This is a genomic window from Curtobacterium sp. MCBD17_032, assembly GCF_003234855.1.
GTDB lineage: Bacteria > Actinomycetota > Actinomycetes > Actinomycetales > Microbacteriaceae > Curtobacterium.
Genome location: NZ_QKTO01000001.1, coordinates 267,928 through 292,752, shown reverse-complemented (window position 1 = coordinate 292,752; position 24,825 = coordinate 267,928). Strand labels below are relative to the sequence as shown.

Genomic DNA, 24,825 nt, shown 5'->3' with positions numbered 1-24,825 from the left:
TCCCGGCCCGCGCTCGCGGAACCGGGTCGCGGCGCCGGCGCTCAGAAGAGCCGCGCGTGCCCGCCCTCGATGCCGCGCATCTCGTCGTAGTCGAGGACGAGGCAGCGGATGCCGCGGTCCTCGGCCAGGGTGCGGGCCTGGGGGGCGAACGACTGTGCTGCCAGGACGCCCTGCACCGGCCGCAGGTGCGGGTCGCGGTTCATGAGCTCGAGGTAGCGGGTGAGCTGCTCGACGGCGTCGATGTTCGCGTTCCGCTTCATCTCGACCGCGACGCTCGCTCCCGCGTCGTCCCGCGCGAGGATGTCGACCGGACCGATGGCGGTCATGTACTCGCGGCGGACCAACGTGTGGCCGTCACCGAGGAGCTCGATCTGCTCGGCGAGGAGCTGCTGGAGGTGCGCCTCGACCCCGTCCTTCACCAGTCCGGGGTCGACGCCGAGGTCGTGCGACTCGTCGGCGACCACCTCGTGGATGCTCACGATGAGGCGGTCCTGCGTCTTCTTCTGCGTGACCGTCCACACCTGCGTGATGCCCGCGGACGCCTGGTCCTCGTCGGGTTCCGCGATCGCGACCGAGCACGGCGGGCTCATCCAGTTGAGCGGCTTGTAGCTGCCGCCGTCGGAGTGGACGAGGAGCGAGCCGTCGGCCTTCAGCATGAGGAGCCGGGTCGCGAGGGGCAGGTGGGCCGACAGGCGACCGGCGTAGTCGACGGAGCAGCGGGCGATGACGAGACGCACCCGGGAAGCCTAACGGGGATCGCACGGCGGCCCGGCGGGTCGCCTGTCGGTTCCTGGGCCCGATGCTCGTGGCGGACGCCGTCGGTGCCGTCGGCGCGGTCGGCTCAGCGTCGCCGGTCTGCCGTGTCGGTCCGGTCGGCGGCACCAGCCGCGTCGCCCGCGCCGGCCTGGAGGCCCGGGTCGCCGTCTGTCCGTCCGTCACCCGACCGGGTGGTCGCGGCATCCGAGCCGGACCCCGACTCCGTGGTCACGGTCCGCTCCCGGGCGGCGCCGGAGGCGAGACCGGCCGCGATGATGAACACGAACACGATGAGGAGCCCGTTGAGGAGGCCGACGTGTTCGCCGGCGAACCCGATGATCGGCGGTCCGGCGAGGAACGCCACGTAGCCGATCGTCGCGACGGCGCTGACCTTGGCGGCCGCGGTGCGGGGGTCGTCCGCGGCGGCCGACATCCCCATCGGGAACCCGAGCGAGGCACCGAGCCCCCAGAGCACGACGCCCACGATCGCGATCGGGACGTTCGGCACGAAGATGAGCATGCCGAGGCCGATGACGGCCACGACGGCGCTCGCGCGGAGGACCGGCACCCGACCGAACCGGTCGATGAGGGGGCTACCGGCGATGCGTCCGACGGTCATCGCGGCGAGGAAGACGGCGAGCACCGCCGAACCGCCGTCGTTCGCCAGGCCGTGGCCGTCGATCATCGCGAGGGGGAGCCAGTCGTTCGCGGACCCCTCGGCCAGCGCCATGCCGAGCACGACGACCCCGATGAGGAGGGTCGACGGCTGGCGCCAGATCGCCCACCGCGAGACCGGCAGTGCCACCGGGCTGGTGTCGGTCGGCTCGGGCTCGACGTGCCGGTCGTCGCCGAACCAGCGGATCGCGACGAGCATGGCCAGGCTGGTGAGGACGCCGACGACGACGAAGTGCAGCGCGACCGGGACCGCGAAGCGCTCGGCGAGGGCGCCGAGGCCCGCGCCCGCGAGCGTGCCGACGCTGAAGGCGGCGTGGAACAGCGGCATGATCGTCCGGCCACCGAGGCGTTCGGCGGTGGCGCCCGAGACGTTCATCGACACGTCGCACAGGCCGTTGCCGAACCCGAACGCGATGAGGCAGATCCAGATGGCCGCGAACCCCCAGTCCATCGTGACGGCGACGCCCGCGGCCACCATGCCGAGCGCCAGGCAGGCGGCGGCGACGAGGACACCGCGACGGGCACCGAGCCGCGCGACGATGTGGCCGGCGAAGGTCAGGCCGGCGATCGACCCGACCGACATGCCGAGGACGAGCAGGCCCATCGTGAAGGTCGAGGCGTCGAGCGAGTCCCGCACGCTCGGCACGCGTCCGAGCCAGGTCGCGATGTCGAGCCCGGACAGGGTGAACACCACGAACACCGCGTTGCGCCAGGCGCGGGTCGTCGGAGCGGGGCGGGTGCCGGCCGTCGTCATGGAACTGTCCGATCGAATCGATTCGAGTAGGGGTAGCCGTTACGCTAACGAGCGATGGACGACACGGCAAGTGACCTCGGCGCGTCGGGCTCCGGCCCGGATGCGGACCGCGCTGACGGTCCGGACGGCACCCCCGGGGCCGCGGACGCGCGTCGGCGACCCGATGCTGCCGAGGTGAGCCGCGCCTCCCGGTCCGCTCGTGCTGCCCGGCCGACGCTCGCCGCCGTCGCCCGTGCGGCCGGTGTCGCGCCGTCCACGGCCTCCCTCGCGTTCAGCGGCAGTGGCCCGGTCTCCGAGGACACCCGGCAGCGCATCCTCGCCGTCGCGGCCGACCTCGGCTACGATGGGCCGGATCCGCGGGCCCGCTCCCTCCGGCGCGGGCGCTCGGGTGTCATCGGCGTCGTGCTCGACGACCGCCTCAGCGACGCCTTCCGTGACCCCGTGAACGTCCTCACCCTGGACGGCATCGCCGAGGTCGCCGGAGCCGCGGGGGTGTCACTGCTCCTCGTCCGGAGCCCGCTCGACGACGAGCGCGGCATGGCACCGCTCGTCGACGCCCCGATGGACGCCGTCATCCTCATCGGGTGCAACGTCAGGATCGACCCGGCGGTCGCAGTCCTCCGGCGGCGCTCGATCCCCGTCGTCGCGATCGAGGCGGACACCATCGAGGGCGCCGTCCCCGTGCACCTCGACAACCGTGACGCGTCCGCACGCGCTGCCGTGTACCTGCACGACCTCGGCCACCGGCAGGTCACCGTCGTCACCCTGCCGCTCGACAGTGCCCGGGAACGCGGACCCGTCGACGCCGAGCGGGCGCGCGCGTCGTCCGCCTTCACCACGACCGAGCGGCTCCGGGGGGTCCGGGACGTCTACCCGGACGCGCCGGCGGTCGCGTCGGCGGGCAGCTCCGTCGAGGAGGGCCGCATCGCGGGCGCGACGCTCTTCGCACCGGGTGCCGAGCCGCCCACCGCGGTCGTCGCGCAGAGCGACCTGCTCGCCGTCGGGGTGGTCTCGGCCGCGCTCGAGGCCGGCCTCCGTGTGCCCGAGGACGTCAGCGTCGTCGGGTTCGACGGCATCCACGTGGACGACAGCCTGCTGTACCGCTCACCGATCCGGCAGCTGACGACGCTCGTGCAACCGTTCGTGCCGAAGGGCGAGGCCGCCGCCCGGGCCGCGCTCGCCATGCTCGACGGGGAGTCGCCGGAGCCGGCGTCCTTCCGGTCCGAGCTGCGGATCGGCGACACGACGGGACCACCGCGGACCTGACGGTCGTCCGCGGGGCCGGCCCGGCCGTTCCGCAGGCAGGCCGGGCGGACGTGTGCCGGGTGTGCTCCAGCCGTCCGGGACGCCGAGCTACTGCGGCATGTCGTCGAACGCCTCGAAGTCCGGGACGTCGAACGGGTTGTCGAGGTCACCGTCGTCACGGTCGTCGTCGGGGACGTCCTCGACCTCGAACGTGATCGGCACACCGGGGGTCACGACCACGTCGAGCGACCGGTTCCCGTAGAGCGTCACCGTCACGAGGTCCGCGCCGGCCCGGTCCGCCGCCACCACGGCTGCTTCCAGCGTGTGCAGGTCCTGGCCCTGTGCCAACGGGTGTGCGGTCCCGTCGACGGTCATCGTGATCCGGCGCAAGGGGTTCCCGTCTGTCGACCGTGCCCGAGTAGGCTGCGGCTACCGGCCATCCAAGCAACACGGTCCAGGAGCCATTCCCAGCTACCGGGTGGTTCGAGCAGCGGCGGCTCCCGTCATCACCCGGTGGCCTGGCGAGGTCGGCATGGGATCCATCAGCTACGACAGTCTGGTCGTCGTCGTGGACGACCGCACGCTCACCCATCTCCAGATCGTCATCGTCAACAAGCTGCGTCGGGGCGAGGCGTTCCTGATGTCCTGGAAGGACGCCGCGGACGTGGGGTCCGGGCGGAGCTCGATCTGGTTGCACCCGAACGTGCTCGTGCACTTCAAGTTCGACGGCAGCCGTGTCCCGGCGATCAACGAGCGGTGGTTGCGGGAACTCGCCGCTTCCGCTTCGAGTTCTCGGGGGCTGGTCGTCACGCGCGAGGACGGCGACGTGACGGACCTCCGTCCCAAGCCCGGTCCGCCACGCCGCACGACGGCACTCGCCGCCACCGCACCGGGCGACGAGACGGCGCCGTAGCGGGACCACCGCCCGCACAGCGCGGCGATCTCGGAGGGAGCGGAGTGGGATCCGTGGTCAGAACTGCTGGCCCGTGCCCGACGGGTTCCGGGTCCTGCCGCTCGCCTGGTCGTGCGTGGCTGCGTCCGGGGCGTCCATCGCCGGACCGACGCCGACGGGGACGCCTGCCTCGGGGTGGTTGAGGTCGAAGGCCGGGGACTCCGAGCGGATACGAGGGACCGCAGTGAAGTTGTGCCGAGGCGGCGGGCAGGAGGTGGCCCACTCGAGCGAGCGGCCGTAGCCCCATGGGTCGTTGACCCGCACGCGCTGTCCGTGGCGCATCGTCTGCACGATGTTGAGGAAGAACGGCAGCATCGAGGCGGCGGTGAGGAACGCACCGACCGTCGAGACCTGGTGCAGCCAGGTGAACCCGTCGCTCGGCAGGTAGCTCGCGTACCGGCGCGGCATGCCGATCACGCCCAACCAGTGCTGGATGAGGAAGGTCATGTGGAACCCGATGAACAGCATCCAGAAGTGGATCTTGCCCAGGCGCTCGCCGAGCATCTTGCCGGTCAGCTTCGGCCACCAGAAGGTGAAGCCGGAGAACATCGCGAACACGACCGTGCCGAAGACGACGTAGTGGAAGTGCGCGACCACGAAGTAGCTGTCGTGGACGTGGAAGTCGAGTGGCGGTGACGCGAGGATGACCCCGGTCAGGCCGCCGAAGGTGAACGTGACGAGGAACCCGATCGCCCAGAGGATCGGCGTCTCGAACGTCACCGAACCGCGCCACATGGTGCCGACCCAGTTGAAGATCTTCACGCCGGTCGGGACCGCGATGAGCATGGTGAGGAGCGAGAACCACGGCAGCAGCACGCTTCCGGTGGCGAACATGTGGTGCGCCCAGACCGTGACGGACAGTCCGGCGATCGAGATCGTGGCGTAGACGAGGGTCTTGTACCCGAAGATCGGCTTGCGGCTGAAGACCGGGAAGACCTCGGAGACGATGCCGAAGAACGGCAGTGCGATGACGTAGACCTCGGGGTGGCCGAAGAACCAGAAGAGGTGCTGCCAGAGCAACGGGCCGCCGTTGGCCGGGTTGTAGATCTGCGCGTCGAAGGCGCGATCGAGGAGGAGCCCGAACAACGCCGCTGCGAGCACGGGGAACGCCATCAGCACGAGGATCGACGTGATGAGCACGTTCCATGTGAAGATCGGCATCCGGAACATCGTCATGCCGGGAGCGCGCATCGTGATGGCCGTCGTGATGAAGTTCACCGCACCGAGGATGGTGCTGAACCCGGTCATGCTCAGGCCGGCGACCCAGAGAGTGCTGCCGAGTCCGGGCTCGAAGGTGGTGTCGGACAACGGCGCGTACGCCGTCCAGCCGAAGGACGCTGAGCCCGCCGGCGTGAGGAAGCCGCCCATCGCGATGGCGCTGCCGAACGCGTACATCCAGTAGGACAGGGCGTTGAGTCGGGGGAAGGCGACGTCCGGTGCGCCGATCTGCAGCGGCATGATCGCGTTCGCGAAGCCCGCGAACAGTGGTGTCGCGAACAGCAGCAGCATGACCGTGCCGTGCATGGTCATGAGCTGGTTGTACTGCTCACGGGTGTCGATGACGTCGAGTCCGGGTGTCGCGAGCTCGGTGCGCATGACCACGGCCATCAGCCCGGCGACGCAGAAGTAGCCGAACGCCGTCACCAGGTACAGGTTGCCGATCGTCTTGTGGTCCGTCGACGTGTGCCAGTTGACGGCACGGATGCCGGTGCGCAGCGGACGACGTCCGAGGAGTTCGTCGGGTTCCTCGCCGAGGGCCGGCGGTGTCGTGGTCTGCGTCATGGGGATCCTCCGACGATCGGTGGCTGCGTCGACGATCCGGCGGCAGTGGGGCCACTCTCGCCGTCATGTCCGCGGTTGCACAGGGGCACTGGTGGACGTGCCGCGTGATGCGGACTCCGGAGCGGCTTCCAGGGCGGAACCCGCGGGATCCGGCTCGGACCTGCTCCGGGCATGACGGGACGCGAGCGGTCGCGGCTCCCGGACGACGCACGCTGCGGTCGTCACCGTGGGGTCCGCACGGCGGTCTCCGGGAGGGTCGACGTGGTCGGCTGCGCGCGTGCGGCTCGGACGGCGACCTGGCCGAGGTCCCCGGACGTGGCGTGGACGGCGCGCTGGCGGGTCGCACCGTTGCCGGAGACGAAGGCCTGGTGGACGGCGTGTTCGACGAGCTGGTCGTCGCCGTTGGCCGTCAGGGCGGGTCGGAGGTGCTCGAGCAGCATCAGGACCACCTCGTGCGCGGGGAGCGGCCGGTTGGTGAGCGGTTCGATGAGGTGTCCGTCGAGTCCCTCGATCGCTGCGCGCCAGTTCGCGAGCCGGATGATGCACGCGGGCGTGGCGGCAGGCGGCTTCCCGGCGTGCCACTCCGCGACGGCGGTGTCCACGAGCGCCCGGACGAGCCCGGCGACGGCGACCGTCATCGTCGGGTCGAGCGGCACGTCGGTCACCCGGACCTCGACGGTCGGGTGGTTGCGGGACAGTCGGGCGTCGAAGTAGAGCATGGCCGGGTCGAGGAGTGCTCCGGTGCCGTTGATCGCGGCGGTGAGTCCGCGGTACCCGGCGACGGTCTCGTAGCGTTCCGCCGGTCCGGCGGTCGGCCATTGGTTCCACGTGACCGATCGGAAACTCGCGTGACCGGTGTCCTCGCCCGCGTGGAACGGCGAGTTCGCGGTCAGGGCGATGAGGATCGGCAGCCACGTGCGGATGCGGTCGAGGACCGCGACACCCTCGTGGTCGGACTCGACGGCCACGTGGACGTGCAGTCCGCAGGTGAGACTGTGCCGGGGCACCGCGCCGAACCGCTGCACCATGCGTTCGTACCGGTCGGAGGAACGCAGGTGGGGGACGGTGGGCAGCGGTGAGCTCGCGAGCGGCGCCGCGAGGGCACCGTGCTCGGCGGCGAGCCGCGCCGCGAGGGCTCGGTTGTCGAGGACCTGTCGACCGAGCGTCGCGAGCGTCGAGTGGGGGCGCGTGATCACCTCGAGCATCTCCAGCTGCATCTCGCCGGCGAACTCGGCTCCGTCGAGCGGCAGCCGGTCCGTCCGGGCACGGTCGAGCACGAGGTCCGCGATCGGGACCGGAGCCCCGGTGGTGCCGTCCACGAGGAGCAGCTCTTCTTCGACGCCGATGGTCCGCATGCCCTCAGCCAAGGCGTCCACCGCCGTGTCCCCTCTCCGTTCCCGCGTTCGGTGGCCCATGTCCGCCGTGCGAGTCGTCTGGGAGCACCGCAGCCCCCCGTGCGTGGACCCTGTGCGGGGAGCCCCTTCGACGTCAGGACGGAACACCATGGACTCCACGCCCTCCCAGCCGCTTCCCCACGAGGCCGACCCCTCGGGCGTCGGACGGTTCCTCGCCGACAACCGCGCGGCGGTGCTCGGCCAGCTCGGGGAGTGGGTGCGGATCCCGTCGGTCGCGTCACAACCGGAGCGCAGCGTCGACGTGGAGCGGTCCGCCCGGTGGCTCGCAGCGGCCATGCGCGAGGTCGGGCTCACCACGGAGATCCTCTGGGCCGGTCCGTCACCGACCGTGGTCGGCGAGTGGGTCGTCGACCCGGCGAAGCCGACCGTCCTGGTCTACAGTCACCACGACGTCCGGCACGCCAAGCCGGAGGAGTGGGCCGAGACGGAGCCGTTCCAGCCGGTGCTGCGCGACGGGCGGTTGTACGGGCGGGGTGCCTCCGACGCGAAGGGACAGGTGATCGCGCACCTCTGGGGGCTCCGCGCGCACCTCGCCGACCGGGGCGACGCGGGCCCGGCGGTGAACCTGAAGTACGTCGTCGAGGGCGAGGAGGAACTGGGGTCGACGCACTTCGCCTCGCTGCTCGCCCAGGAACGTGACCGCCTGTCGTGCGACGTCGTCGTCTTCTCGGACACCCTGCAGTGGAAGGACGGGGACCCGGCGGTGGTGACCTCGATGCGTGGGATGACCGGCGCGACGCTCACGGTGACCGGTCCCCTGCGCGACGTGCACAGCGGCGCGGCATCCGGACCCACACCGAACCCGGTCCACGCACTCGTCACCGTCCTGGCCGCGATGCACGACGAGGACGGGCGGATCACGTTGCCCGGGTTCACCGACGACGTGGAGGAGCTCACCGACGAGCGCCGGGCAGAGCTCGCCGACCTGGCGTTCGACACCGACGTCTGGCTCGAGCGCACCGAGACCCGGAGCGTCACCGGCGAGGCGGGCTACTCGGTCGAGGAACGCCTGTGGGCGCGGCCGGCGATCGAGGTGCTGACCCTGCTCGCCGGCGACCCGACGGGCTTCCCCCGGGCGGTGATCCCCCGCGAGGCGACGGCGGAGATCAGCATCCGCACCGTCCCCGGACAGCACGTCGCCGCCGTCGCGGACCAACTCCGGCGCTTCGTCGGGGCGACCATGCCCGAGGGGGTCGAGTACGAGCTGACCATCCCGGAGGAGTCCGGTCAGGACCCGTACGTCACCCCGGACGGTCCGGCCCTGGACGCGCTCGTCCGCGCCATGGAGCGCGGTCACGGGAGCAGGACCGCCGGCCGGATGGGGAACGCGGGCGGCGGTCCTGCGGAGCTCCTCGGACGCACCTTCGACGTGCCCGTCCTCTTCATCGGGACCGGTTTGCCGGAGGACCACTGGCACTCGAGCGACGAGAGCATCGACGTCGGGATGCTGCTCGACGGCGCGGCGTCGATCGCGTACCTGTGGGACGAGCTCGCGGACGTCGAGCGCGGGTGACGGCGCGCGGGTGGGACCCTCAGCCCCAGGCTGCCGGGACGGGGGCGTCGGCAGCGGCACTGAGCTGCGCCATCAGCCCGGCGAAGTCCTCGAGGTGCCAGGTGGTGACGATCTTGCCGTCACGGACCTGGTGGACGTCCATCGTCCGCATCTCGATCCGCTTGCCGGTGGGTTCGTGGCCCATGAAGGCGCCCTGGTGGGTGCCGGAGACGGTGTTGCGGACGGCGACCTCGTCGCCCTGCACGATCACGTCCTGGTGCTCGACGGTGTAGTCGGGCATCGCGTGCCGGAAGAGCGCGATCTGGGCGGCCATGCCGGCGGGCCCCTGCTGCTGACCGGGGGCGAGGGGCAGGTCGAGCCAGTCGTCGGCCAGGACCTCGTCGTAGGTGGTGGTGTCACCGGTGCGGAAGGGCTCGTAGAAGGCGCGGACGAGGTCCTCGGTCGCGGTGGGGTCGGTGGCGTTCTGCTGGTTCGTGGCGTTCATGATGGTCGGCCTTTCACGGGGTTGCGGGTTGCGGGGTGCGGAGGAGGAGCGGGTCGCGGCCAGCTGGGCTGCGGCCGGCGTGCTGGTCGGCCTAGCCGAGTGCGAGGACGAGGCCCGCGATGACGAGCACGAGTGCCGTCGCGCCGTGCACGCCGAGGGCCTGGCGGAGCGTCCCACCGTTCGTGACGACGATGACGGCGTCTCCGATCGGGGTGATCGCCGCGGCGAGGAGCGCCCAGCCGAACACGTGCGGGCCGGCGACGAGCAGGACCACCAGCGGCACGATGCCGGAGGTGATGTCACGGACGCCCTTGATGCTCGTGAAGGCCCGGCGTCGGTCCTGGTCGACGCCGAACCCGGCGGTGGCGATCGCCGGTGCCACGAGGAACCGGCCGCCGATGAAGAGGATGAAGAGGCAGCCGAGGACGGCGACGACGAGGGCGGCGAAGAACATGGAGGAGCCTTCCAGTGATGGCTAACGCTGTTATGCAACGAACCTACCACCACGTCGTCCGGTCGTCTACCACTGTTAGGTAACGAGCGAAGTAGACTCCACCCGTGTCCCCACGACCAGCCCCCGACCTCGATCTCCGACGAGACCAGATCACCCGAGCGGCCCGGAGCGTCGCCGAGGCCGAGGGGTGGGACGCGGTGACCATGCGCCGGCTCGCGTCCGAGATGGGCGTGACGCAGCCCGTCATCTACTCCGCCTTCGCGGGCGGCCGACAGGCGCTCGTCGACGCCGTCGCGGTCAGTGGGTTCGATGCGCTCGCGACGGCACTCGACGGCGTGCCCGCCGAGCCGCGGGCGAGGATGCAGGCCTACCTCGACTTCGCCACCGACCGACCGCGCGTGTACGAGGCGATGTTCTCGATGCCGTCGGGGCTCGAGTTCGGGACCGGGTCCGGACCGGACGCGCTCCGACGGGCGTTCGCCGCGCTCCGTGCGGCGTTCCCCGGGCCCGACGACACCGACGCCGAGGTGGCGTGGGCGACGGTCCACGGTCTGGCGACCCTCGAGCTCAGCGGGCGGTTGCCGGCCGCGCGGTCGCGCGCGCGACTCGACCGCGCTCACCGCGCCCTCGCCAGCGACGCGGACTGACCGCGGGCGCGGACGGCGCCGTCACCGGGCCCGTGCCGTCACCTGGCCAGTGCCGCCGCGATCCACCCCGACCGGTGCGCCCGCACGCCGAGCGTGACCGCGCGGACGCCGATGTACCCGAACGAGAACACGGCCCACAGCGCGGCCAGCCCGTCCCCGAGCCACCACAGCAGCGGCAGGTACACGGCCAGGTTCACGACCCCCGCGAGCGCCAGGTACCGGGCGTCACCCGCGCCGATGAGCACCCCGTCGAGCACGAACACGTACCCGGCGACCGGCAGCCCCACCGCGATGAGGACGAGCACGAGGGGGAGGGCCGCCCGTACCTCGGCGGAGTCGGAGAACACCGGCCCGAGCACGCCGCTCACCGCGGCGGTCAGCACCCCGAGCAGGACGCCGCCGACGATCCCGAGCACCACGAGCCTCCCGGTCACCAGGCGCACGCGCTCGACGTCACGCGCACCGAGGGCGTGACCGACCAGCGCCTGACCCGCGATCGCGAGCGCGTCGAGCGCGAAGGCGAGCGTGCTGAACACCGTCAGTCCGATCTGCGTCGTCGCGAGGCCGATCGTGCCGAGCCCGGACGCGGTCGCGATCGTCGCGAGCATCGCGACCCGCAGCGACGCGGTACGGAGGAACAACCACGCGCCGGACCGCAGCGCCCGCCCGACCCCGGACGCGCCGGGTCGGAGCGGCGCGCCCGATGCCCGCGCGGCGCGGACGGCGATGGCCACGTACACCGCGGCCATCGCCCACTGCACGACGACCGTGCCCGCGGCCGACCCCTCGACGCCCCACCCGAACCCGTAGATGAGCAGCGCGTTGAGGAGCCCGTTCGCGACGAACCCGATGCTCGCGACCACGAGGGGCGTCCGGGTGTCCTGCAGACCGCGCAACAACCCGGTCGAGGCCGTGACGACCAGGATGCCGGGCAGCCCGACCAGCGAGACGGTCAGGTACGCGGTGGCGGCCGCGGCGACCTCGGGTGTCGCTCCGAACAGGTCGACGAGCGGCCGGGCGAGCGGCCAACCGACGAGCGCGAGCACCACCCCGAGGCCGAGCGCGAGCCACATCCCGTCGATGCCCGCGCGCACGGCACCGCGACGGTCACCGGAGCCGAGTGCCCGCGCCACCGCCGGCGTGGTCGCGTAGGCGAGGAAGACCAGGAGGCCCGTCACCGTCTGCAGGACAGCGCTCGCGACCCCGACGGCCGCGAGCGACGTCGCGCCGAGGTGCCCGACGAGCGCCGTGTCGGTCAGCAGGAAGAGCGGCTCGACGACGAGCGCCCCGAGGGCGGGCAGCGCGAGCCGGACGACGTCGCGGTCGACGGCTCGTCGCGCGGTGCGGAGGTCGGTGTCGGACGCGGAGGGCACCAGGACATCCTGCCGTCGCTACGGTCGAGCCGTGGACGTCGCTGCTCTGGTCCCCGCCGTGGTCGGGATCGCACTGAGCCCGCTCGTCGTCGCCTCGGTCGTGTTCCTGCTCGGGCACCGCGGTGGCCTCGCACCGGCTGCGGCGTGTGCGAGCGGGTGGATCCTCTCCGTCGCTGCGGCGCTCGTGGTGGCGGTGTCCCTCGGCGAGCGGCTGCCGTCCCCGGCCGAGGGTGAGACGGACGTGCGGGCGGTGGTCGAGGTCGTCGCGGGTGTGGTGCTGCTCGGCCTGGCCGTCTGGCAGTGGGTGGTGCGCCGGCTGCCGGACGGGCGCCCCCGGAGCACGGGGTGGGCGGACGCGGTCGGGGCGATCGGACCGGTCCGCGCGTTCCTGATCGGCGTCGCCTGGTTCCTGACGAACCCGAAGGCGCTCGTGCTGTCCCTGACCGCCGGGTTGGTCGTCGGCGAGGCGGACCCCTCGCTCGGCACGCTGGCCTGGATCGGGACGGGCTACGTGCTGGTGTCCGGGTCGACCGCGCTCCTGCCGATCGCGGTCGCGGCGGCGCTCGGTCCGCGGGCCGACCGTCCGCTCACGGTCGTCCGGCGTGCCATCGCCCGCTGGGGCTCGCTGGCACTCGTCGTCGTCCTCACGGTGCTCGGGCTGGTCCAGCTGGTCGCCGGCGTGCTCGCGCTGCGCTGACGGGAGGCCCGTCCCGGCCGGTCAGGTCCGCTCGCGCCCGTCGGCGGTCACCGCGACGTCAGCCGCCACCACGTGGCACGGGGCAGCCGGTCGAACGCGCGGCGATCCGTGCCGACGAAGACGGTCTCGGCACACGCGGCCGAGACGGGCAGGTCGTGGAGCGAGTCCGTGAAGAACCGTGCGCGAACGAGCGGGACGTCTCGAGCCAGGAGGGTCGTGCGCTTCTGGCCGCCGACGTTGTGGAGCGCGAAGCGCAAGCCGCGCGGAGTCCGCTCGAGGTCCGACCCGAGCACCCGGACGTCCTCCATCCCCAGTGCTGCCATGAAGGCGCGCACGAGCCCGGTCTCACTCGCCGTCGCGATGACGGCCCGGCCCGATGCCGCCTCCGTCCGGAGCTCGGCGACGAGCTCGGCACGGAGCCAGCCGGACGCGATGAACCGCGCGACGACGCGCCGGCTCAGTTCGTCGTACCCGCTGTGGTCGAGACCGAGGAGCGCGGCTTCGACGACCGCGCTGTCCGCTCGCTGCCGAGCGCCAGGGTCCCGGGCCGTCACCCGACGGACGAGCGACGGCAGGGCCGCTGCCAACCGGCGCGGGTCACGCAGCAGGCGGAGCCGGCACACGGTCGCCATCGTGTCGCGGGTCGTGATCACTCCGTCGAAGTCGAACACGACCACGTCGTGAGCATCCATGGCGATCAGTGTGGCAGCAGCCGCGGAGGTCGATCACACCCACTGCGACGCGACGGCCGGTCAGGCCTCCCGGCGCCGCTCGACCGGCGGTTCGACGGGGATGCCACCCGTCGCGGCCCGCTCGGCGTCCGTCGCGTCCGGCGTCGCCGGGTCGGTGCCACGGGCCCGGCCCACCAGGTCCATCAGGTGGTAGACGACGATCGCGGCGATCGTGCCGATGATGATCCCGCCGAAGGTCGCCCCGCCGAACGCGAACGTGAAGTCCGCGATGCCCATGATGAGCGCGATGCCCGCGGTGAGCTGGTTCTTCGGCTTGGCGAAGTCGACGCGGTTCTCCACCCAGATGCGGATGCCGATCACGCCGATGAGCCCGTACAGCGCCGTGGTGGCACCACCGAGCACGCCGGCCGGCACGGTCGAGATGACCGCACCGATCTTCGGCGACAGCCCGAGCAACACGGCCGCGACGGCCGCGACCCAGTACGCCGCGGTGGAGAACACCCGTGTGGCCGCCATGACCCCGATGTTCTCGCCGTAGGTCGTCGTGGCCGAACCACCGCCGACCCCGGCGAGCACGGTCGAGACCCCGTCGGCGAGCAGCGCCCGCCCGGTCAGTGGGGTGAGGTCGCGACCGGTCAGCTGGCCGACGCCCTTGACGTGGCCCACGTTCTCGGCGACCAGGGCGAGCACGACGGGCAGGAACCCGAGGTAGACGGCGGTCTGGGACAGGTCGAACGCCGGGGCCGTGAAGGTCGGCAGCCCGACCCAGGCGGCGTCCCGCACGGCACCGAGGTCGACCTCACCCGCGACGAGTGCGGCGAGGTAGCCCACGACGACGCCGACGACGATCGACAACCGACCGACGAGCCCCTTGAACAGCACCGTGCACAGGACGATCGCGGCGAGCGTGATCGCGGCGATGACGGGTGCCTCCACGAAGTTGTCGCGGGCCGCGGGCGCGAGGTTGAACCCGATGAGCGCGACGATCGCCCCGGAGACCACCGGCGGCATCAGCCGGTCGATCCAGCCGGCACCCGCCAGGTGGACGATCAGCCCGACCACCGCGAGCAGCGCCCCGACGACGATGATCCCGGACAGCGCGAGCGGGATGCCGCCGATGTCCGTCGCGGCCCCGATCGGTGCGAGGAACGCGAAGGACGAGCCGAGGTAGCTCGGCAGTCGGTTGCCGGTGATGAGCAGGAACAGGATCGTGCCGATGCCGCTGAAGAGCAGGGTCGTCGACGGGGGGAAGCCCGTGATGAGCGGCACGAGGAAGGTGGCGCCGAACATGGCGACCACGTGTTGCACGCCGAGGCCGACCGTCCGGCCCCACGTGAGTCGTTCGTCCGGCGCCACGATCGCCGACGCGGACACGGTGCGGCCGTCGCCGTGCAGCTTCCAAGGGAGTCCCATGCGACGACCGTAGCGGGCGACCGGCGCTCCGTGGGCGCGGACCGTGCCCTGTGGAGGACCGTGACGTGGGACCGACATGCTGGATATGGTGTGTGGGACACCACGAGGAGCCCCATGCGAACCACCAGACACGTCGTTGCCCACGTCCTTGCCCCCGCCGTCGCCGCGCTCGCGGTCGGCGCGGTCGTCCTCACGCCCCTGCTCGTCGCGGGCCCCGCCCTCGCAGCGGGTGCCGACCGGCAGCCGGCCGGGACGCACCGGCCGGTGGCGTCCGAACCGCCCGCTCGCGTCGACTTCACCGCGGGGGTGCGGTCGACCGACCACGGCGCGGGCATCGTCACGGTGACCGGGACCGTCCCGCCGGGGGAGAGCGTCGAGGTCGCCGGGGACGTCGTGGAACCGGTCTGGACCGCAGGGGACGTGGACGGGCACTGGACCGCCCGGGTGCACGTGCACCCGGGTGAGCACGTCGTGCGTGCGACGTCCCAGGTGTCCGGGCAGTCGATCGACCTGCCGGTGCGGATGCTCGTCCTGCTGCCCCCGGCGATGGCGGCGACCGTCGACGGCATCGCACGGACCATCACGCTCGACGGCACCGGTCACCCCGGTGCGCACCTCGTCGTCCGCGACGGCGGTGCGACCCGTGCCGAGACGGACGTCGCCGCGGACGGCACCTGGCACGTCGTCCTGCGCGACCTGGCCTTCGGCCACCACCACGTGGCGGTCGGCCAGTACTTCGACGGCGCCCTGAACGGCGGGGTGGACGACGTCTACGACCTCTCCGGCGCCCCGGCCGTCGAGCACGCGACGGCATCGCGCCAGACGGAGCACATCGTCCTCGACGGGCGTGCCCCCGCGCGCAGCGCGCTCACCTTCACGGACCGACGGGGACCGGTCACGGGGGCGGACGGTGAGCCAGTCGTCGTCCACGTCGGGGACGACACCTCGTGGCGTGCGGAGCTCCCGATCCCGGACGACGTCCGCCTCGACGTCATCACGGTCACCGCTCACGACGGAGCGGACGAGATCGGAGCGACGGACGCCCACGTGGCGATCCCGTCCGCACTCACCGGCACGGTCGAGCAGCTCGACGACGGTCGTGTCCGCCTCAGTGGGACCGGAGAGGCCGGGGGCACGGTGACGCTCGAGGACGAGAGCGGGACGACCCTCACCGACGCGGACGGCGAACCCCTCCGGACCGCGATCGGTCGGTCGTGGGAACTCGTCGTCCCGCGCGATGCCCTGCCCGGGGCCGCCGTCGTCGCCCAGCAGCGCGTGCAGGACGTCGAGCAGGGCGCCCTCCGGCTCGTGCTGCCGGGCACGTCCGGCCGCCCGGGCCCGGGGACCGGGAGCGACACCGGTCCGTCGGCGGGAAGCGGCACGGCCCTCCCCGAGGGTGCCCACCGTCCGACCGCAGGCCGGATCCACACCGGAGACGCACGCGCCACCGCCGCCGGGCGGCTCGCGTACACCGGTGCGGACGTCGTGCGCCCGGCCGTCGCGTCCCTCGTCCTCCTCGCCCTCGGGGCCGCCGCCCTCCCGCTGGCCGGGGTGGTGCGCCGACGTGCGACCACCCGTCGGTGAGGGCCTGACAACGTGGACAGGTCGGTGAGCGAGCACCGGGTGGCGGAGGAGGGACCGGTGGCTATCGTGGAGCCCATGACCGACGTCGCAGGCACCACCGGAATCCGCACCGACGAACTCGACGAGTCGGTGCGACCGCAGGACGACCTCTACCGGCACGTCAACGGCAGGTGGATCGCCGACACCCCGATCCCGGACGACAAGGCCCGCTACGGGTCCTTCACGGTCCTGGCCGAAGAGGCCGAGGCCGCCGTCCGCACGATCATCGAACGCGCGCAGACCGCGGAGCCGGGCACCGAGCAGCGGAAGGTCGGCGACCTCTTCACGTCCTTCACGGACGAGGTCGCGCTCGAGTCCGCCGGGTCGGGGCCGATCGAGCCGCTCCTGGCCGACATCGCCGCGATCGAGGACAAGAACGACGTGCTCCGCATGGTCGGTCGCTTCGAGCGGCTCGGGCTGCCGAGCTTCATCCAGCTCTTCGTGGACAACGACCCGGGGGACCCGGACGCCTACATCGTGTTCCTCGAACAGTCCGGACTCGGTCTGCCCGACGAGTCGTACTACCGCGAGGACCGGTTCGCCGACATCCGTGAGAAGTACCGCGAGTTCGTCGGGTCGATGTTCCCCCTGGCGGGCTACGACGAGAGCGGCGACCGCACCGAGCACGTCATCGCCCTCGAGACCGCCATCGCCTCGGCGCACTGGGACAACGTCGCCACCCGCGACAGCCAGAAGACGTACAACAAGCTGCCCTGGGACGAGGTCTCGGCGCTCGCCGAGGGCGTCGACCTCCGCATCTGGTGGGACGCCATCGACGCACCGGCCGGCGCCTTCGACACCGTCGTGGTCCGGCAGCCGTCCTTCATCACCGGGCTCGCGCAGCTCTTCCGCGAGCAGCCGCTGCCGGTCTGGAAGGACTGGCTCTGCTGGCAGGTGATCCGGGCCTCCGCGCCGTACCTGACCAGCGCGTTCTCGGCGACCAGCTTCTCGTTCTACGGGACCGCCCTGACGGGTGCGCCGAAGCAGCGCGACCGCTGGAAGCGCGGTGTCTCCCTCGTCGAGGGCGCGATGGGCGAAGCGGTCGGGCGGATCTACGTCCAGGAGCACTTCGACGAGACCTTGAAGGCGACGATGGACGACCTCGTGGCGAACCTGGTCGAGGCCTACCGGCAGAGCATCACCGGGCTCGAGTGGATGACCGACGAGACCCGTGCCCGTGCGCTCGACAAGCTCGACAAGTTCACGCCGAAGATCGGCTACCCGGTGAAGTGGCGCGACTACAGCGCCCTGCCCATCCGCGCGGACGACCTGCTCGCCAACGTCCGGGCGATCGCGTCGTTCCAGGTCGACCGTGAGCTCGGCAAGATCGGCAAGCCGATCGACCGTGACGAGTGGTTCATGACCCCGCAGACGATCAACGCGTACTACAACCCGGGGTTCAACGAGATCGTGTTCCCCGCGGCGATCCTGCAGTTCCCGTTCTTCGAGGCCAGCCGCGACGCCGCCGCGAACTACGGGGCGATCGGTGCGGTCATCGGACACGAGATCGGCCATGGCTTCGACGACCAGGGTTCGCAGTACGACGGCGACGGTCGCCTGCAGAACTGGTGGACCGAGGCCGACCGCCAGGCGTTCGAGGAGCGCACGAAGGCCCTCATCGCGCAGTACGACGCCCTCGTCCCGACCGAGGTGCCGGACGGCCACGTCAACGGCGCCCTCACGATCGGTGAGAACATCGGCGACCTCGGCGGTCTCTCGATCGCGTGGAAGGCGTACCTGATCTCGCTCGACGGCGCCGAGCCCCCCGTGATCGACGGCATGACGGGTGCCGAGCGGTTCTTCCTGAGCTGGGCGCAGGCCTGGCGCATGGCGATCCGTCCCGAGGAAGCCGCACGCCTGCTCAGCATCGACCCGCATTCGCCGAACGAGTTCCGCTGCAACCAGATCGTGCGCAACATCGACGTGTTCTACGACACCTTCGCCGTCTCGGACAGCGACGCGATGTACCTGGCTCCGGCCGAGCGCGTCGCCATCTGGTGATGGTGGAGCCGGACGCGCCGAACTCGTCGCGCCGGCGCCGCCCGGGACGCCCCGCCGACGACGGCACCACCGCGGGAAGCGGGGGTGCCGCTCGGTCCGGCGGTGGCCGCGCCGGTGGTGGCGGTCGCAGTCGGGGGAAGCACCGTGGGGGTGCGGACGAGCGCTTCACGGCGACGACCGAAGCACTCGGTGCGATCGCCGTGGACGGTGCCGGGGTGAGCGCGTCGATCATCGACACGTCCACCGGGCGGGCGCTGCTCGCGATCGACGACCGTCTCGTGCAACCGGTGGCGAGCCTCGGGCGGGTGCTGCTCCTCATCGAGGTCGCCGCGCAGCTCGAGGACGGTCGCCTGCACGGTGACCGCCTCCAGCGGATGGCCCGCGACACCGCGACCGGCGCGGGCCTGTGGCAGTTCCTGCAGGAACCGACCATGCAGGTGTCGGACCTGGCGACCCTGGTCGGTGCGACCGCGGACGCCTGGGCGACGAACGCGCTGCTCACCACGGTCGGGATGGACGCCGTGCGGTCCCGCGCGGAGTCGCTCGGCATCGAACGAACGGCCCTGATCGACCGCGTGCGCGACCGCCGTGGGCCGGACGACGCCCCCGACGTGTCCGTCGCCGCCTCGGGTGAGCTGAGCTGGCTGCTCAGGGGTCTCGCGCTCGGCGAGGTCGTCGACGAGGCGGTGTCGAACCGGGTGCTCGGCTGGCTGTCGCTCGCCGCCGACCTGTCCCTCGTCGCGGGGTCCTTCGGGCTCGACCCGCTCGCGCACCGGGCCCTCGACCACGGTCTGCAGTCCGTCGCCGTCACCGGGTCCGGACCCGGCGTCCGCGCGGAGGCCGGGGTCCTCCGTGGGCCGGCGTCGTCGGTCTGCTACGCGGTCACGATCCGGTTCGAGGACGACTCGCTGCAGCGTCGCCTCGCGGTCGTCGACGCCCTGCGCACCATGGGGACCGAGGTCCTCGAGGTCGTGCACGCTCCCGCCGAACGCTGACGGGGGCCCGCCCCCGCAGAACCGAGACGCAGACCCGAGCGCCGGCCGTGCTCAGGCCGCTGCGTCCCCGTCCCGCTGCCGGTCGTGCGCCTCGCGCATCCGCTGCCCGGCCATCGCCCGCGTGACCCGGCCGTCGGCGGAGCGCGTCAGGGCATGCCACACCCCGACGACGCCGCAGACGACCGGGACGCTCACCACGGCGACCAGCACCCGCTCGGCCACGGAGTCGGGTCCGAGCGGTGTGGGCACGAGGTGCAGGAGTCCGAAGACCGCCGGACCGACGACGGCGATGAAGAGCCCGCGCCACAGTGACCGGACGGAGTCACGGAACCCCTCGTCGAGCGCGGCACCGTCCGCGAGTTCGACCGTCTGCCCGACCGTGAACTGGTGATCGCCGGCACGGAGGGCCTTCCGCTGGCCTTCGGGCAGGTCCGGCTGGCCGCGTCCGGGGCGCTCCCACTCGACGTCCTCGAGCCGCTCGACCTCGCCGTCGACGACGAACCAACCGCCTTCGAGGTCATCGGGGCCGGTGACGGTGCGGAAGGTGCTCACCCGGTCATCCTGGCGCAGGACGCTCCCGTGGCGCACGTCCTCCCAGGAGCGCACCGCCGTCCAGCGACATCGGGCAGGATCGGCAGCGTGCACGTCGACGACGACGTGCCGGACGGAAGGACAGACCCATGGCAGCAGGCAAGCACGAGGCAGCACGCGGCGACGAGGACCGCGCGGACGGCGTGGACGAGCGCGCCGGCGAGTTCGTGGACAGCGAGATCCCCGGCGAGCACCGCGTCACCGATGACGAACCGGTCGGCGAGTTCGTGTCGAGCGACATCCCCGGCGAACGGCGTCCGGAGTCCGAGGGCGAGCGCGGTGAGTACGTCGAGTCGGACATCCCCGGTGACGTCGAGCCCGGCGGCCCGGAGACGGCCGGCGAGTACACCGACCGCGACCAGTAGCGGCGAGGCGGGCCGACCTCAGTCGACGAGGTCGGCCTGCGTGAGCAGGCGCAGCGTCTCGACCCCGGCGGGCGGGCACCGCCCGGCGTCCGCGGAGGTGACCCATTCCACCTCGTCGACCTCTGCGGAGGCGAGGGGCGTGGCGGTGTCGAGCGCGCCTCCCGGCCGGGCCAGGAACAGCGTCATCGCGACGATCGTCCCGGGTGCCTGCCCGTGCGCGGGCTCGGTCACGGTCGCGAACTCGTCGACGTCGGCGGGCGTGAGCCGCAGCCCGGTCTCCTCGAACGCCTCGCGGACCGCGGCGTCCACGCCGGTCTCGCCGGGCTCGACCTTGCCGCCGGGCAGGTAGAGGACGTCGCGCCCGCGGGCGCGCACCATGAGCACGCGACGGTCGCGGACGAGCAGGAGGGCGCTGACCCGCAGCAGCGGGGCGGCGGCCGGGAGGCCCGGATCGCCCGACCCGGTCAGCTCGCGTCCGCCTCGTCGTCGCGCACGCGCGCGGCCCGGTCGGCCAACGGCACGACGGCGGACGGCACGTCGGCGACGGGCTCGGGGCGGACGCCGAAGAGGGCGTCGAGCGCGCCGGTGAAGTCGTCGCCCCGACCGGCACGGCCGAGTTCGCGGGCCCGGACCGAGGGGCGGTGGAGGAGCACGCCGACCAGGTGCCGGAGTGCCCGCTCGGTCTGCTCGGCGGACTCGGGGGTGGTGTCGCCGCGCCGCTTCACGCGGTCGATCTCGTCGTCGAGGATGTCGAACACGTGCTTGCGGAGGGCGACGAGTGCGGGGGTGGTCGACTGCTCGAGGGCCTGGGCGCGGAAACGGGAGACGGCGTCGTCGACGATCGCGCGTGCTTCGGTCTCGGCGTTCAGCTCGGCGATCGGGGCGTGGATGCTGATCGTCTCGAGGTCGAGCAGCTCGACGCCCTCGACGTCCGCTGCGTCCGGGTGCACGTTTCGGGGGAGCCCGAGGTCGATCACGATGCGACGGGCACCGTCGTCGAGGTCACACGCCTCGACGACCGGGACCTCGCTCGAGGTGCAGGTGATGACGACGTCGCTCGTGCCGATCGCGGTGCGCAGGTCGGTGGCGGCGACGAGGTCGTGCTTGGCGGCGAACCACGGCGCCCGGCCGGACGGCGAGAAGACCTGGATGTGCTGCGCGCCACGGTCGCGGAGGGCGGCGATGGTGGTGGCGGCGTAGCTGCCGGTGCCGACGAGGAGCACGCGGGTGGCGGCCCAGTCGGTGATCCGCGAGGACGCGAGCTCGAGCCCGAGGCGGACGAGCGACCGGCCGGCGGCGCCGATCCGGGTGCGGGTCTTGACACCGCGGGAGGTGTGCGCGGCCTCCTGGAAGAGCCGTTCGAGGTCGGAGGTGGTGGTGCCGTTCCGGCGCGCGTCCTCGAGGGCCCGGCGGACCTGTCCGGAGATCTCGGTCTCGCCGACGACGACGGACTCGAGCCCGCTCGACACGGCGAAGAGGTGCTGCACGACGTCGCCGCCGCCGAGCACCTGCACGGCGTCGAGGACCTCGTCGGCCTGCAGCTCGCTCGCCGCCGAGACGGCCTCCACCGTGGCACGGACGGCTGCGTCGTCGTCGCCGGCGATGTCGAGGTAGGCCTCGAACCGGTTGCACGTGGCGAGGACCACGGCGCCGTCGAGGACGTCCGAGTCCGTGACGAGGTGGCTGGCGGCCGCGGGTGCTCCGATGCTCAGACGCTCCAGGAGGTCGAAGCTGGCGTTGCGATGCGACGCCGTGAGACAGATGAGCACGTGTTCAATGGTAACCCCGGTGCCCCGAACACCGGGTCGGGGAGCCGTCCTGTTCGCGGTGCGAGAATCATCCGGTGACCGACGCGCTCCCGACCACCCATCCGCTCGCCGACGGCCGCACCACGGGCTCGCGGCTCGTCCGTGCCCTCCGTGGGGACCGGCCGGAGACGCTGCCGGTGTGGTTCATGCGGCAGGCCGGCCGGTCGTTGCCGGAGTACCGGGAGCTCCGCGTCGGGACGGCGATGCTCGACGCGTGCCTCGACCCGGCCCTCGCGTCCGAGATCACCCTGCAGCCGGTCCGTCGGCACGGAGTCGACGCCGGCATCTTCTTCAGCGACATCGTCGTCCCGATCAAGCTCGCGGGCGTGGACGTCGAGATCGTCCCCGGTCGTGGTCCGGTCCTCGGGTCGCCCGTCCGGACGGCGGCGGACGTGGACGCCCTGCGTCCGCTCGAGACGGAGGCCCTGGCCCCGATCACCGAGGCGGTCGCCCGGACGGTCGCCGAGCTCGGCAGCACGCCGCTGATCGGCTTCGCGGGCGCGCCCTTCACGCTGGCCGCGTACCTGGTCGAGGGCGGTCCGTCGAAGGACCACATCCGGGCCCGCACGATGATGCACGCCGAGCCGGAGACGTGGGCACGGCTGCTCGACTGGGCCGCCGACGTGTCGGGGGCGTTCCTCCGTGCCCAGGTGCTCGCGGGTGCCTCGGCGGCGCAGCTCTTCGACTCGTGGGTCGGGTCGCTGTCCCGCGCGGACTACGTCTCCCGGGTCGCTCCGCACTCGGCGCGTGCACTGTCCCACGTGACCGACCTCGGCGTCCCGCGCATCCACTTCGGCGTCGGCAGCGGCGAGGTCCTGGCCGACATGGCGACCGTCGGCGGCTCCGTCGGTGCGGTGGACGCGGTCGGCGTGGACTGGCGGCTGCCCCTCGACGAGGCCGTGCAGCGCGTCGGCAGCGACGTGACCGTGCAGGGCAATCTCGACCCGGCGATGCTCTCGGCCCCGTGGCCGGTCCTCGAGACGCACGTCCGCGACGTCGTCCGCCGCGGTGGCGTTGCCCGTGCGCACGTCGTGAACCTCGGCCACGGCGTCCCGCCCGAGACCGACCCGACCGTGCTGACCCGCGTCGTCGAGCTCGTGCACGCACTGGGCGACGGCACCGACGTCGGGACCGACGGGACCGACCGGGCCGCGTCGTGACCGACGTCGTCGTGGTCGGCGGCGGGGTCGCCGGGCTCGTCGCCGCGCGTGACCTCGCGAAGGGCGGTGCCCACGTCGTGTTGCTCGAGGCCTCGGGCGTGCTCGGTGGGATGGTCCGACGGCACTCGGTCGCGGGCCTCGACCTCGACATGGCGGCGGACTCGTTCGCGACCCGGACGGACGCCGTGTCCTCGCTCGCGATCGAACTCGGTCTCGGCAACGACATCGTCTCCCCGGACCCGCGGGGTGCGTGGCTGATGACCCGCGACGGGCGGACCGCCCCGATCCCGTCGACCGGGCTGCTCGGGATCCCGGGCACCCCGATGGCCGCGGACGTCATCGCGGTGGTCGGTGGCGCTGCGGCGTTCCGTGCACAGATGGACGCGCTGCTGCCCTCGCCGGTGGGCGCACGGGCGACGTCGCTCGGCGCGATGGTCCGGAGCCGGATGGGCGCGAAGGTCCTCGACGACCTGGTCGTCCCGGTCGTGGCCGGCGTGCACTCGACGCACCCCGACGACCTCGACCCGGACCGCGTGGCGCCCGGGCTCCGTGCCGCCCTGCAGCGCGAGGGGTCCCTGGCCCGTGCGGTGCTCGCGCTCCGGAAGCGTGCCGTCGCCGGGTCCGCCGTGCAGGGGCTCCGAGGCGGTATCGCGCGACTCGTCGACGAGCTCGTCGCCGACCTCGACACGTACCGCGTCGACGTGCGGCTGCACACGCGGGCCACCTCCGTCGGACGAGCGGCGGTCGAGACCGTGTCGGCGGACGGCACGACCGAGCGGCTGGCGGCGGACCACGTCCTCGCGACGGTCGCCGACCCGGCCCGGACGGCGGCCCCGCGTCGGTCCGGCATCGAGCTCGTCACCCTGGTCGTCGACCGGCCGGAGCTGGACGCTGCGCCACGGGGCACCGGGATGCTCGTGCACCCCGGCGCGACCGGCGTCGCCGCGAAGGCGCTCACGCACGCGACGGTCAAGTGGCCCTGGTTGGCGGAGCGGGCGGCCGGGAGGCACGTGCTGCGACTCAGCTACGCCCTGCCCCCGGCAGGTGCGGACCAGGCGACCGGCGCTGCCGGCGCGACGAACGCGGACGAGGTGGCCACGAGCCTCCCGGTCGACCCCGCCGGTGCGGTGAGCGCACGGGCGACGACGGACGCGACCGCACTGCTCGGGCTGCCCGTCGGGCCGGAGCACGTCGTCGGTGCGGCCCGCGTCCGCTGGTACGGACCGGACGCCGAGGCCGCCGGGCTGGCGGAGGGCGTGGTCGGGATCGGTGAGGCGTCCTCCGGGCGGGGGCTGTCCGGCATCGTCACCGCTGCCCGGGCGGCTGCTGAGCGCATCCTGGATTCCTGAGCGGACCGCTGACCCTCCGAGGGCTACTGTTGGGGGAACCGTCGGACACATGCCGATCGGTGCATGACCACGCACGGTGCC

Annotated in this window: 24 protein-coding genes; 11 read left to right on the top strand and 13 right to left on the bottom strand. The window is 72.6% G+C overall.

All coding sequences use genetic code 11. The features are described 5' to 3' along the window. Positions 1 to 41 precede the first annotated feature (41 nt). Positions 42 to 737: an endonuclease NucS gene (gene nucS / locus DEI91_RS01430; RefSeq protein ID WP_111050593.1), complete on the bottom strand. Its 696-nt coding sequence runs from the start codon at positions 735 to 737 to the stop codon at positions 42 to 44. A 104-nt stretch (positions 738 to 841) separates the two neighbouring features. Then, positions 842 to 2,185, bottom strand: a complete 1,344-nt coding sequence (locus DEI91_RS01425) for an MFS transporter (RefSeq protein ID WP_111050592.1) — start codon at positions 2,183 to 2,185, stop codon at positions 842 to 844. A gap of 54 nt (positions 2,186 to 2,239) precedes the next feature. Between DEI91_RS01425 and DEI91_RS01420 the strand changes: the two genes are divergently transcribed. Beyond that, positions 2,240 to 3,451 carry a LacI family DNA-binding transcriptional regulator gene (locus DEI91_RS01420; RefSeq protein ID WP_111050591.1) on the top strand — a complete coding sequence of 404 codons (1,212 nt, stop codon included), beginning with the start codon at positions 2,240 to 2,242 and terminating at the stop codon, positions 3,449 to 3,451. Between the two features lie 87 nt (positions 3,452 to 3,538). Here DEI91_RS01420 and DEI91_RS01415 read toward each other — a convergent pair whose 3' ends face one another. Further along, positions 3,539 to 3,805 carry a hypothetical protein gene (locus tag DEI91_RS01415; protein WP_146244162.1) on the bottom strand — a complete coding sequence of 89 codons (267 nt, stop codon included), beginning with the start codon at positions 3,803 to 3,805 and terminating at the stop codon, positions 3,539 to 3,541. Positions 3,806 to 3,962: 157 nt separating this feature from the next. On the opposite strand from DEI91_RS01415, the gene DEI91_RS01410 reads away from it, so the two are divergent. Further along, a complete protein-coding gene (locus DEI91_RS01410; protein WP_181420301.1) occupies positions 3,963 to 4,343 on the top strand; it encodes an ATP-dependent DNA ligase in 381 nt (126 codons plus the stop codon). Between the two features lie 57 nt (positions 4,344 to 4,400). On the opposite strand, the gene ctaD is transcribed toward DEI91_RS01410, so the two are convergent. Next, the gene (ctaD, locus tag DEI91_RS01405) at positions 4,401 to 6,164 is read right to left on the bottom strand and encodes a cytochrome c oxidase subunit I (protein ID WP_111050589.1); all 1,764 of its coding nucleotides are present in this window, start codon (positions 6,162 to 6,164) and stop codon (positions 4,401 to 4,403) included. A gap of 221 nt (positions 6,165 to 6,385) precedes the next feature. Next, a complete protein-coding gene (locus tag DEI91_RS01400) occupies positions 6,386 to 7,519 on the bottom strand; it encodes a glutamate--cysteine ligase (RefSeq protein WP_181439429.1) in 1,134 nt (377 codons plus the stop codon). Between the two features lie 148 nt (positions 7,520 to 7,667). Here DEI91_RS01400 and DEI91_RS01395 point away from each other — a divergent pair, with 148 nt between their 5' ends. Next, positions 7,668 to 9,092 (top strand): M20/M25/M40 family metallo-hydrolase, encoded by a 1,425-nt coding sequence (locus DEI91_RS01395; protein WP_111050587.1) that lies wholly within the window; start codon positions 7,668 to 7,670, stop codon positions 9,090 to 9,092. Between the two features lie 19 nt (positions 9,093 to 9,111). Here the strand turns inward: DEI91_RS01395 and DEI91_RS01390 are convergent, their stop codons facing one another. Both DEI91_RS01390 and DEI91_RS01385 read right to left on the bottom strand, forming a co-directional pair. After that, on the bottom strand, positions 9,112 to 9,576 hold the full coding sequence (locus DEI91_RS01390) for an ester cyclase (RefSeq protein ID WP_111050586.1): 465 nt from the start codon (positions 9,574 to 9,576) through the stop codon (positions 9,112 to 9,114). A 91-nt stretch (positions 9,577 to 9,667) separates the two neighbouring features. After that, entirely contained in the window at positions 9,668 to 10,030 is a 363-nt protein-coding gene (locus DEI91_RS01385) for a DUF4267 domain-containing protein (protein ID WP_111050585.1), read from the bottom strand. A 104-nt stretch (positions 10,031 to 10,134) separates the two neighbouring features. On the opposite strand from DEI91_RS01385, the gene DEI91_RS01380 reads away from it, so the two are divergent. Continuing rightward, positions 10,135 to 10,677, top strand: a complete 543-nt coding sequence (locus tag DEI91_RS01380) for a TetR/AcrR family transcriptional regulator (RefSeq protein WP_111050584.1) — start codon at positions 10,135 to 10,137, stop codon at positions 10,675 to 10,677. 38 nt (positions 10,678 to 10,715) lie between these two features. Here the strand turns inward: DEI91_RS01380 and DEI91_RS01375 are convergent, their stop codons facing one another. Then, positions 10,716 to 12,050, bottom strand: a complete 1,335-nt coding sequence (locus DEI91_RS01375; RefSeq protein WP_258374247.1) for an MATE family efflux transporter — start codon at positions 12,048 to 12,050, stop codon at positions 10,716 to 10,718. Positions 12,051 to 12,081: 31 nt separating this feature from the next. On the opposite strand from DEI91_RS01375, the gene DEI91_RS01370 reads away from it, so the two are divergent. Further along, positions 12,082 to 12,747 carry a GAP family protein gene (locus tag DEI91_RS01370; protein ID WP_181439428.1) on the top strand — a complete coding sequence of 222 codons (666 nt, stop codon included), beginning with the start codon at positions 12,082 to 12,084 and terminating at the stop codon, positions 12,745 to 12,747. Between the two features lie 47 nt (positions 12,748 to 12,794). On the opposite strand, the gene DEI91_RS01365 is transcribed toward DEI91_RS01370, so the two are convergent. After that, positions 12,795 to 13,439, bottom strand: coding sequence for an HAD family hydrolase (locus DEI91_RS01365; RefSeq protein WP_111050582.1), 645 nt, complete (start codon positions 13,437 to 13,439; stop codon positions 12,795 to 12,797). A gap of 60 nt (positions 13,440 to 13,499) precedes the next feature. Continuing rightward, positions 13,500 to 14,852 carry a uracil-xanthine permease family protein gene (locus DEI91_RS01360; protein ID WP_111050581.1) on the bottom strand — a complete coding sequence of 451 codons (1,353 nt, stop codon included), beginning with the start codon at positions 14,850 to 14,852 and terminating at the stop codon, positions 13,500 to 13,502. Between the two features lie 114 nt (positions 14,853 to 14,966). On the opposite strand from DEI91_RS01360, the gene DEI91_RS01355 reads away from it, so the two are divergent. The 3 genes from DEI91_RS01355 to DEI91_RS01345 all read left to right on the top strand — a co-directional run bounded on the left by DEI91_RS01355 (position 14,967) and on the right by DEI91_RS01345 (position 19,471). Then, on the top strand, positions 14,967 to 16,436 hold the full coding sequence (locus DEI91_RS01355; protein ID WP_111050580.1) for a hypothetical protein: 1,470 nt from the start codon (positions 14,967 to 14,969) through the stop codon (positions 16,434 to 16,436). A 75-nt stretch (positions 16,437 to 16,511) separates the two neighbouring features. After that, positions 16,512 to 18,476, top strand: a complete 1,965-nt coding sequence (locus DEI91_RS01350) for a M13 family metallopeptidase (protein ID WP_111050579.1) — start codon at positions 16,512 to 16,514, stop codon at positions 18,474 to 18,476. Next, positions 18,476 to 19,471 (top strand): serine hydrolase, encoded by a 996-nt coding sequence (locus DEI91_RS01345; RefSeq protein WP_111050578.1) that lies wholly within the window; start codon positions 18,476 to 18,478, stop codon positions 19,469 to 19,471. Before DEI91_RS01350 ends, DEI91_RS01345 begins: the two co-directional genes overlap by 1 nt. Before the next feature lie 51 nt (positions 19,472 to 19,522). On the opposite strand, the gene DEI91_RS01340 is transcribed toward DEI91_RS01345, so the two are convergent. After that, positions 19,523 to 20,023, bottom strand: a complete 501-nt coding sequence (locus DEI91_RS01340) for a hypothetical protein (RefSeq protein WP_146244161.1) — start codon at positions 20,021 to 20,023, stop codon at positions 19,523 to 19,525. A gap of 128 nt (positions 20,024 to 20,151) precedes the next feature. Between DEI91_RS01340 and DEI91_RS01335 the strand changes: the two genes are divergently transcribed. Next, entirely contained in the window at positions 20,152 to 20,427 is a 276-nt protein-coding gene (locus tag DEI91_RS01335; protein WP_111050576.1) for a hypothetical protein, read from the top strand. 18 nt (positions 20,428 to 20,445) lie between these two features. Here the strand turns inward: DEI91_RS01335 and DEI91_RS01330 are convergent, their stop codons facing one another. Both DEI91_RS01330 and DEI91_RS01325 read right to left on the bottom strand, forming a co-directional pair. Then, positions 20,446 to 20,850: an NUDIX domain-containing protein gene (locus DEI91_RS01330; RefSeq protein ID WP_258374271.1), complete on the bottom strand. Its 405-nt coding sequence runs from the start codon at positions 20,848 to 20,850 to the stop codon at positions 20,446 to 20,448. A 41-nt stretch (positions 20,851 to 20,891) separates the two neighbouring features. Further along, positions 20,892 to 22,196: a glutamyl-tRNA reductase gene (locus tag DEI91_RS01325; protein ID WP_110825720.1), complete on the bottom strand. Its 1,305-nt coding sequence runs from the start codon at positions 22,194 to 22,196 to the stop codon at positions 20,892 to 20,894. Positions 22,197 to 22,270: 74 nt separating this feature from the next. Between DEI91_RS01325 and hemE the strand changes: the two genes are divergently transcribed. Together hemE and DEI91_RS01315 are read left to right on the top strand one after the other, a co-directional pair. Then, positions 22,271 to 23,395: a uroporphyrinogen decarboxylase gene (gene hemE, locus DEI91_RS01320; protein ID WP_111050575.1), complete on the top strand. Its 1,125-nt coding sequence runs from the start codon at positions 22,271 to 22,273 to the stop codon at positions 23,393 to 23,395. After that, positions 23,392 to 24,744: an NAD(P)/FAD-dependent oxidoreductase gene (locus tag DEI91_RS01315; protein WP_111050574.1), complete on the top strand. Its 1,353-nt coding sequence runs from the start codon at positions 23,392 to 23,394 to the stop codon at positions 24,742 to 24,744. Before hemE ends, DEI91_RS01315 begins: the two co-directional genes overlap by 4 nt. Positions 24,745 to 24,825: the final 81 nt, after the last annotated feature.

Bases quoted from the DNA above. Each gene is read 5' to 3' on its own strand.
- DEI91_RS01395 (WP_111050587.1), top strand. From the start codon at position 7,668: ATGGACTCCACGCCCTCCCAGCCGCTTCCCCACGAGGCCGACCCCTCG.
- DEI91_RS01400 (WP_181439429.1), bottom strand. From the start codon at position 7,519: ATGCGGACCATCGGCGTCGAAGAAGAGCTGCTCCTCGTGGACGGCACC.
- DEI91_RS01425 (WP_111050592.1), bottom strand. From the start codon at position 2,185: ATGACGACGGCCGGCACCCGCCCCGCTCCGACGACCCGCGCCTGGCGC.
- DEI91_RS01350 (WP_111050579.1), top strand. From the start codon at position 16,512: ATGACCGACGTCGCAGGCACCACCGGAATCCGCACCGACGAACTCGAC.
- ctaD (WP_111050589.1), bottom strand. From the start codon at position 6,164: ATGACGCAGACCACGACACCGCCGGCCCTCGGCGAGGAACCCGACGAA.
- DEI91_RS01345 (WP_111050578.1), top strand. From the start codon at position 18,476: ATGGTGGAGCCGGACGCGCCGAACTCGTCGCGCCGGCGCCGCCCGGGA.
- DEI91_RS01420 (WP_111050591.1), top strand. From the start codon at position 2,240: ATGGACGACACGGCAAGTGACCTCGGCGCGTCGGGCTCCGGCCCGGAT.
- DEI91_RS01365 (WP_111050582.1), bottom strand. From the start codon at position 13,439: ATGGATGCTCACGACGTGGTCGTGTTCGACTTCGACGGAGTGATCACG.
- DEI91_RS01390 (WP_111050586.1), bottom strand. From the start codon at position 9,576: ATGAACGCCACGAACCAGCAGAACGCCACCGACCCCACCGCGACCGAG.
- DEI91_RS01415 (WP_146244162.1), bottom strand. From the start codon at position 3,805: ATGACCGTCGACGGGACCGCACACCCGTTGGCACAGGGCCAGGACCTG.
- DEI91_RS01355 (WP_111050580.1), top strand. From the start codon at position 14,967: ATGCGAACCACCAGACACGTCGTTGCCCACGTCCTTGCCCCCGCCGTC.
- DEI91_RS01410 (WP_181420301.1), top strand. From the start codon at position 3,963: ATGGGATCCATCAGCTACGACAGTCTGGTCGTCGTCGTGGACGACCGC.
- DEI91_RS01385 (WP_111050585.1), bottom strand. From the start codon at position 10,030: ATGTTCTTCGCCGCCCTCGTCGTCGCCGTCCTCGGCTGCCTCTTCATC.
- DEI91_RS01335 (WP_111050576.1), top strand. From the start codon at position 20,152: ATGGCAGCAGGCAAGCACGAGGCAGCACGCGGCGACGAGGACCGCGCG.
- DEI91_RS01360 (WP_111050581.1), bottom strand. From the start codon at position 14,852: ATGGGACTCCCTTGGAAGCTGCACGGCGACGGCCGCACCGTGTCCGCG.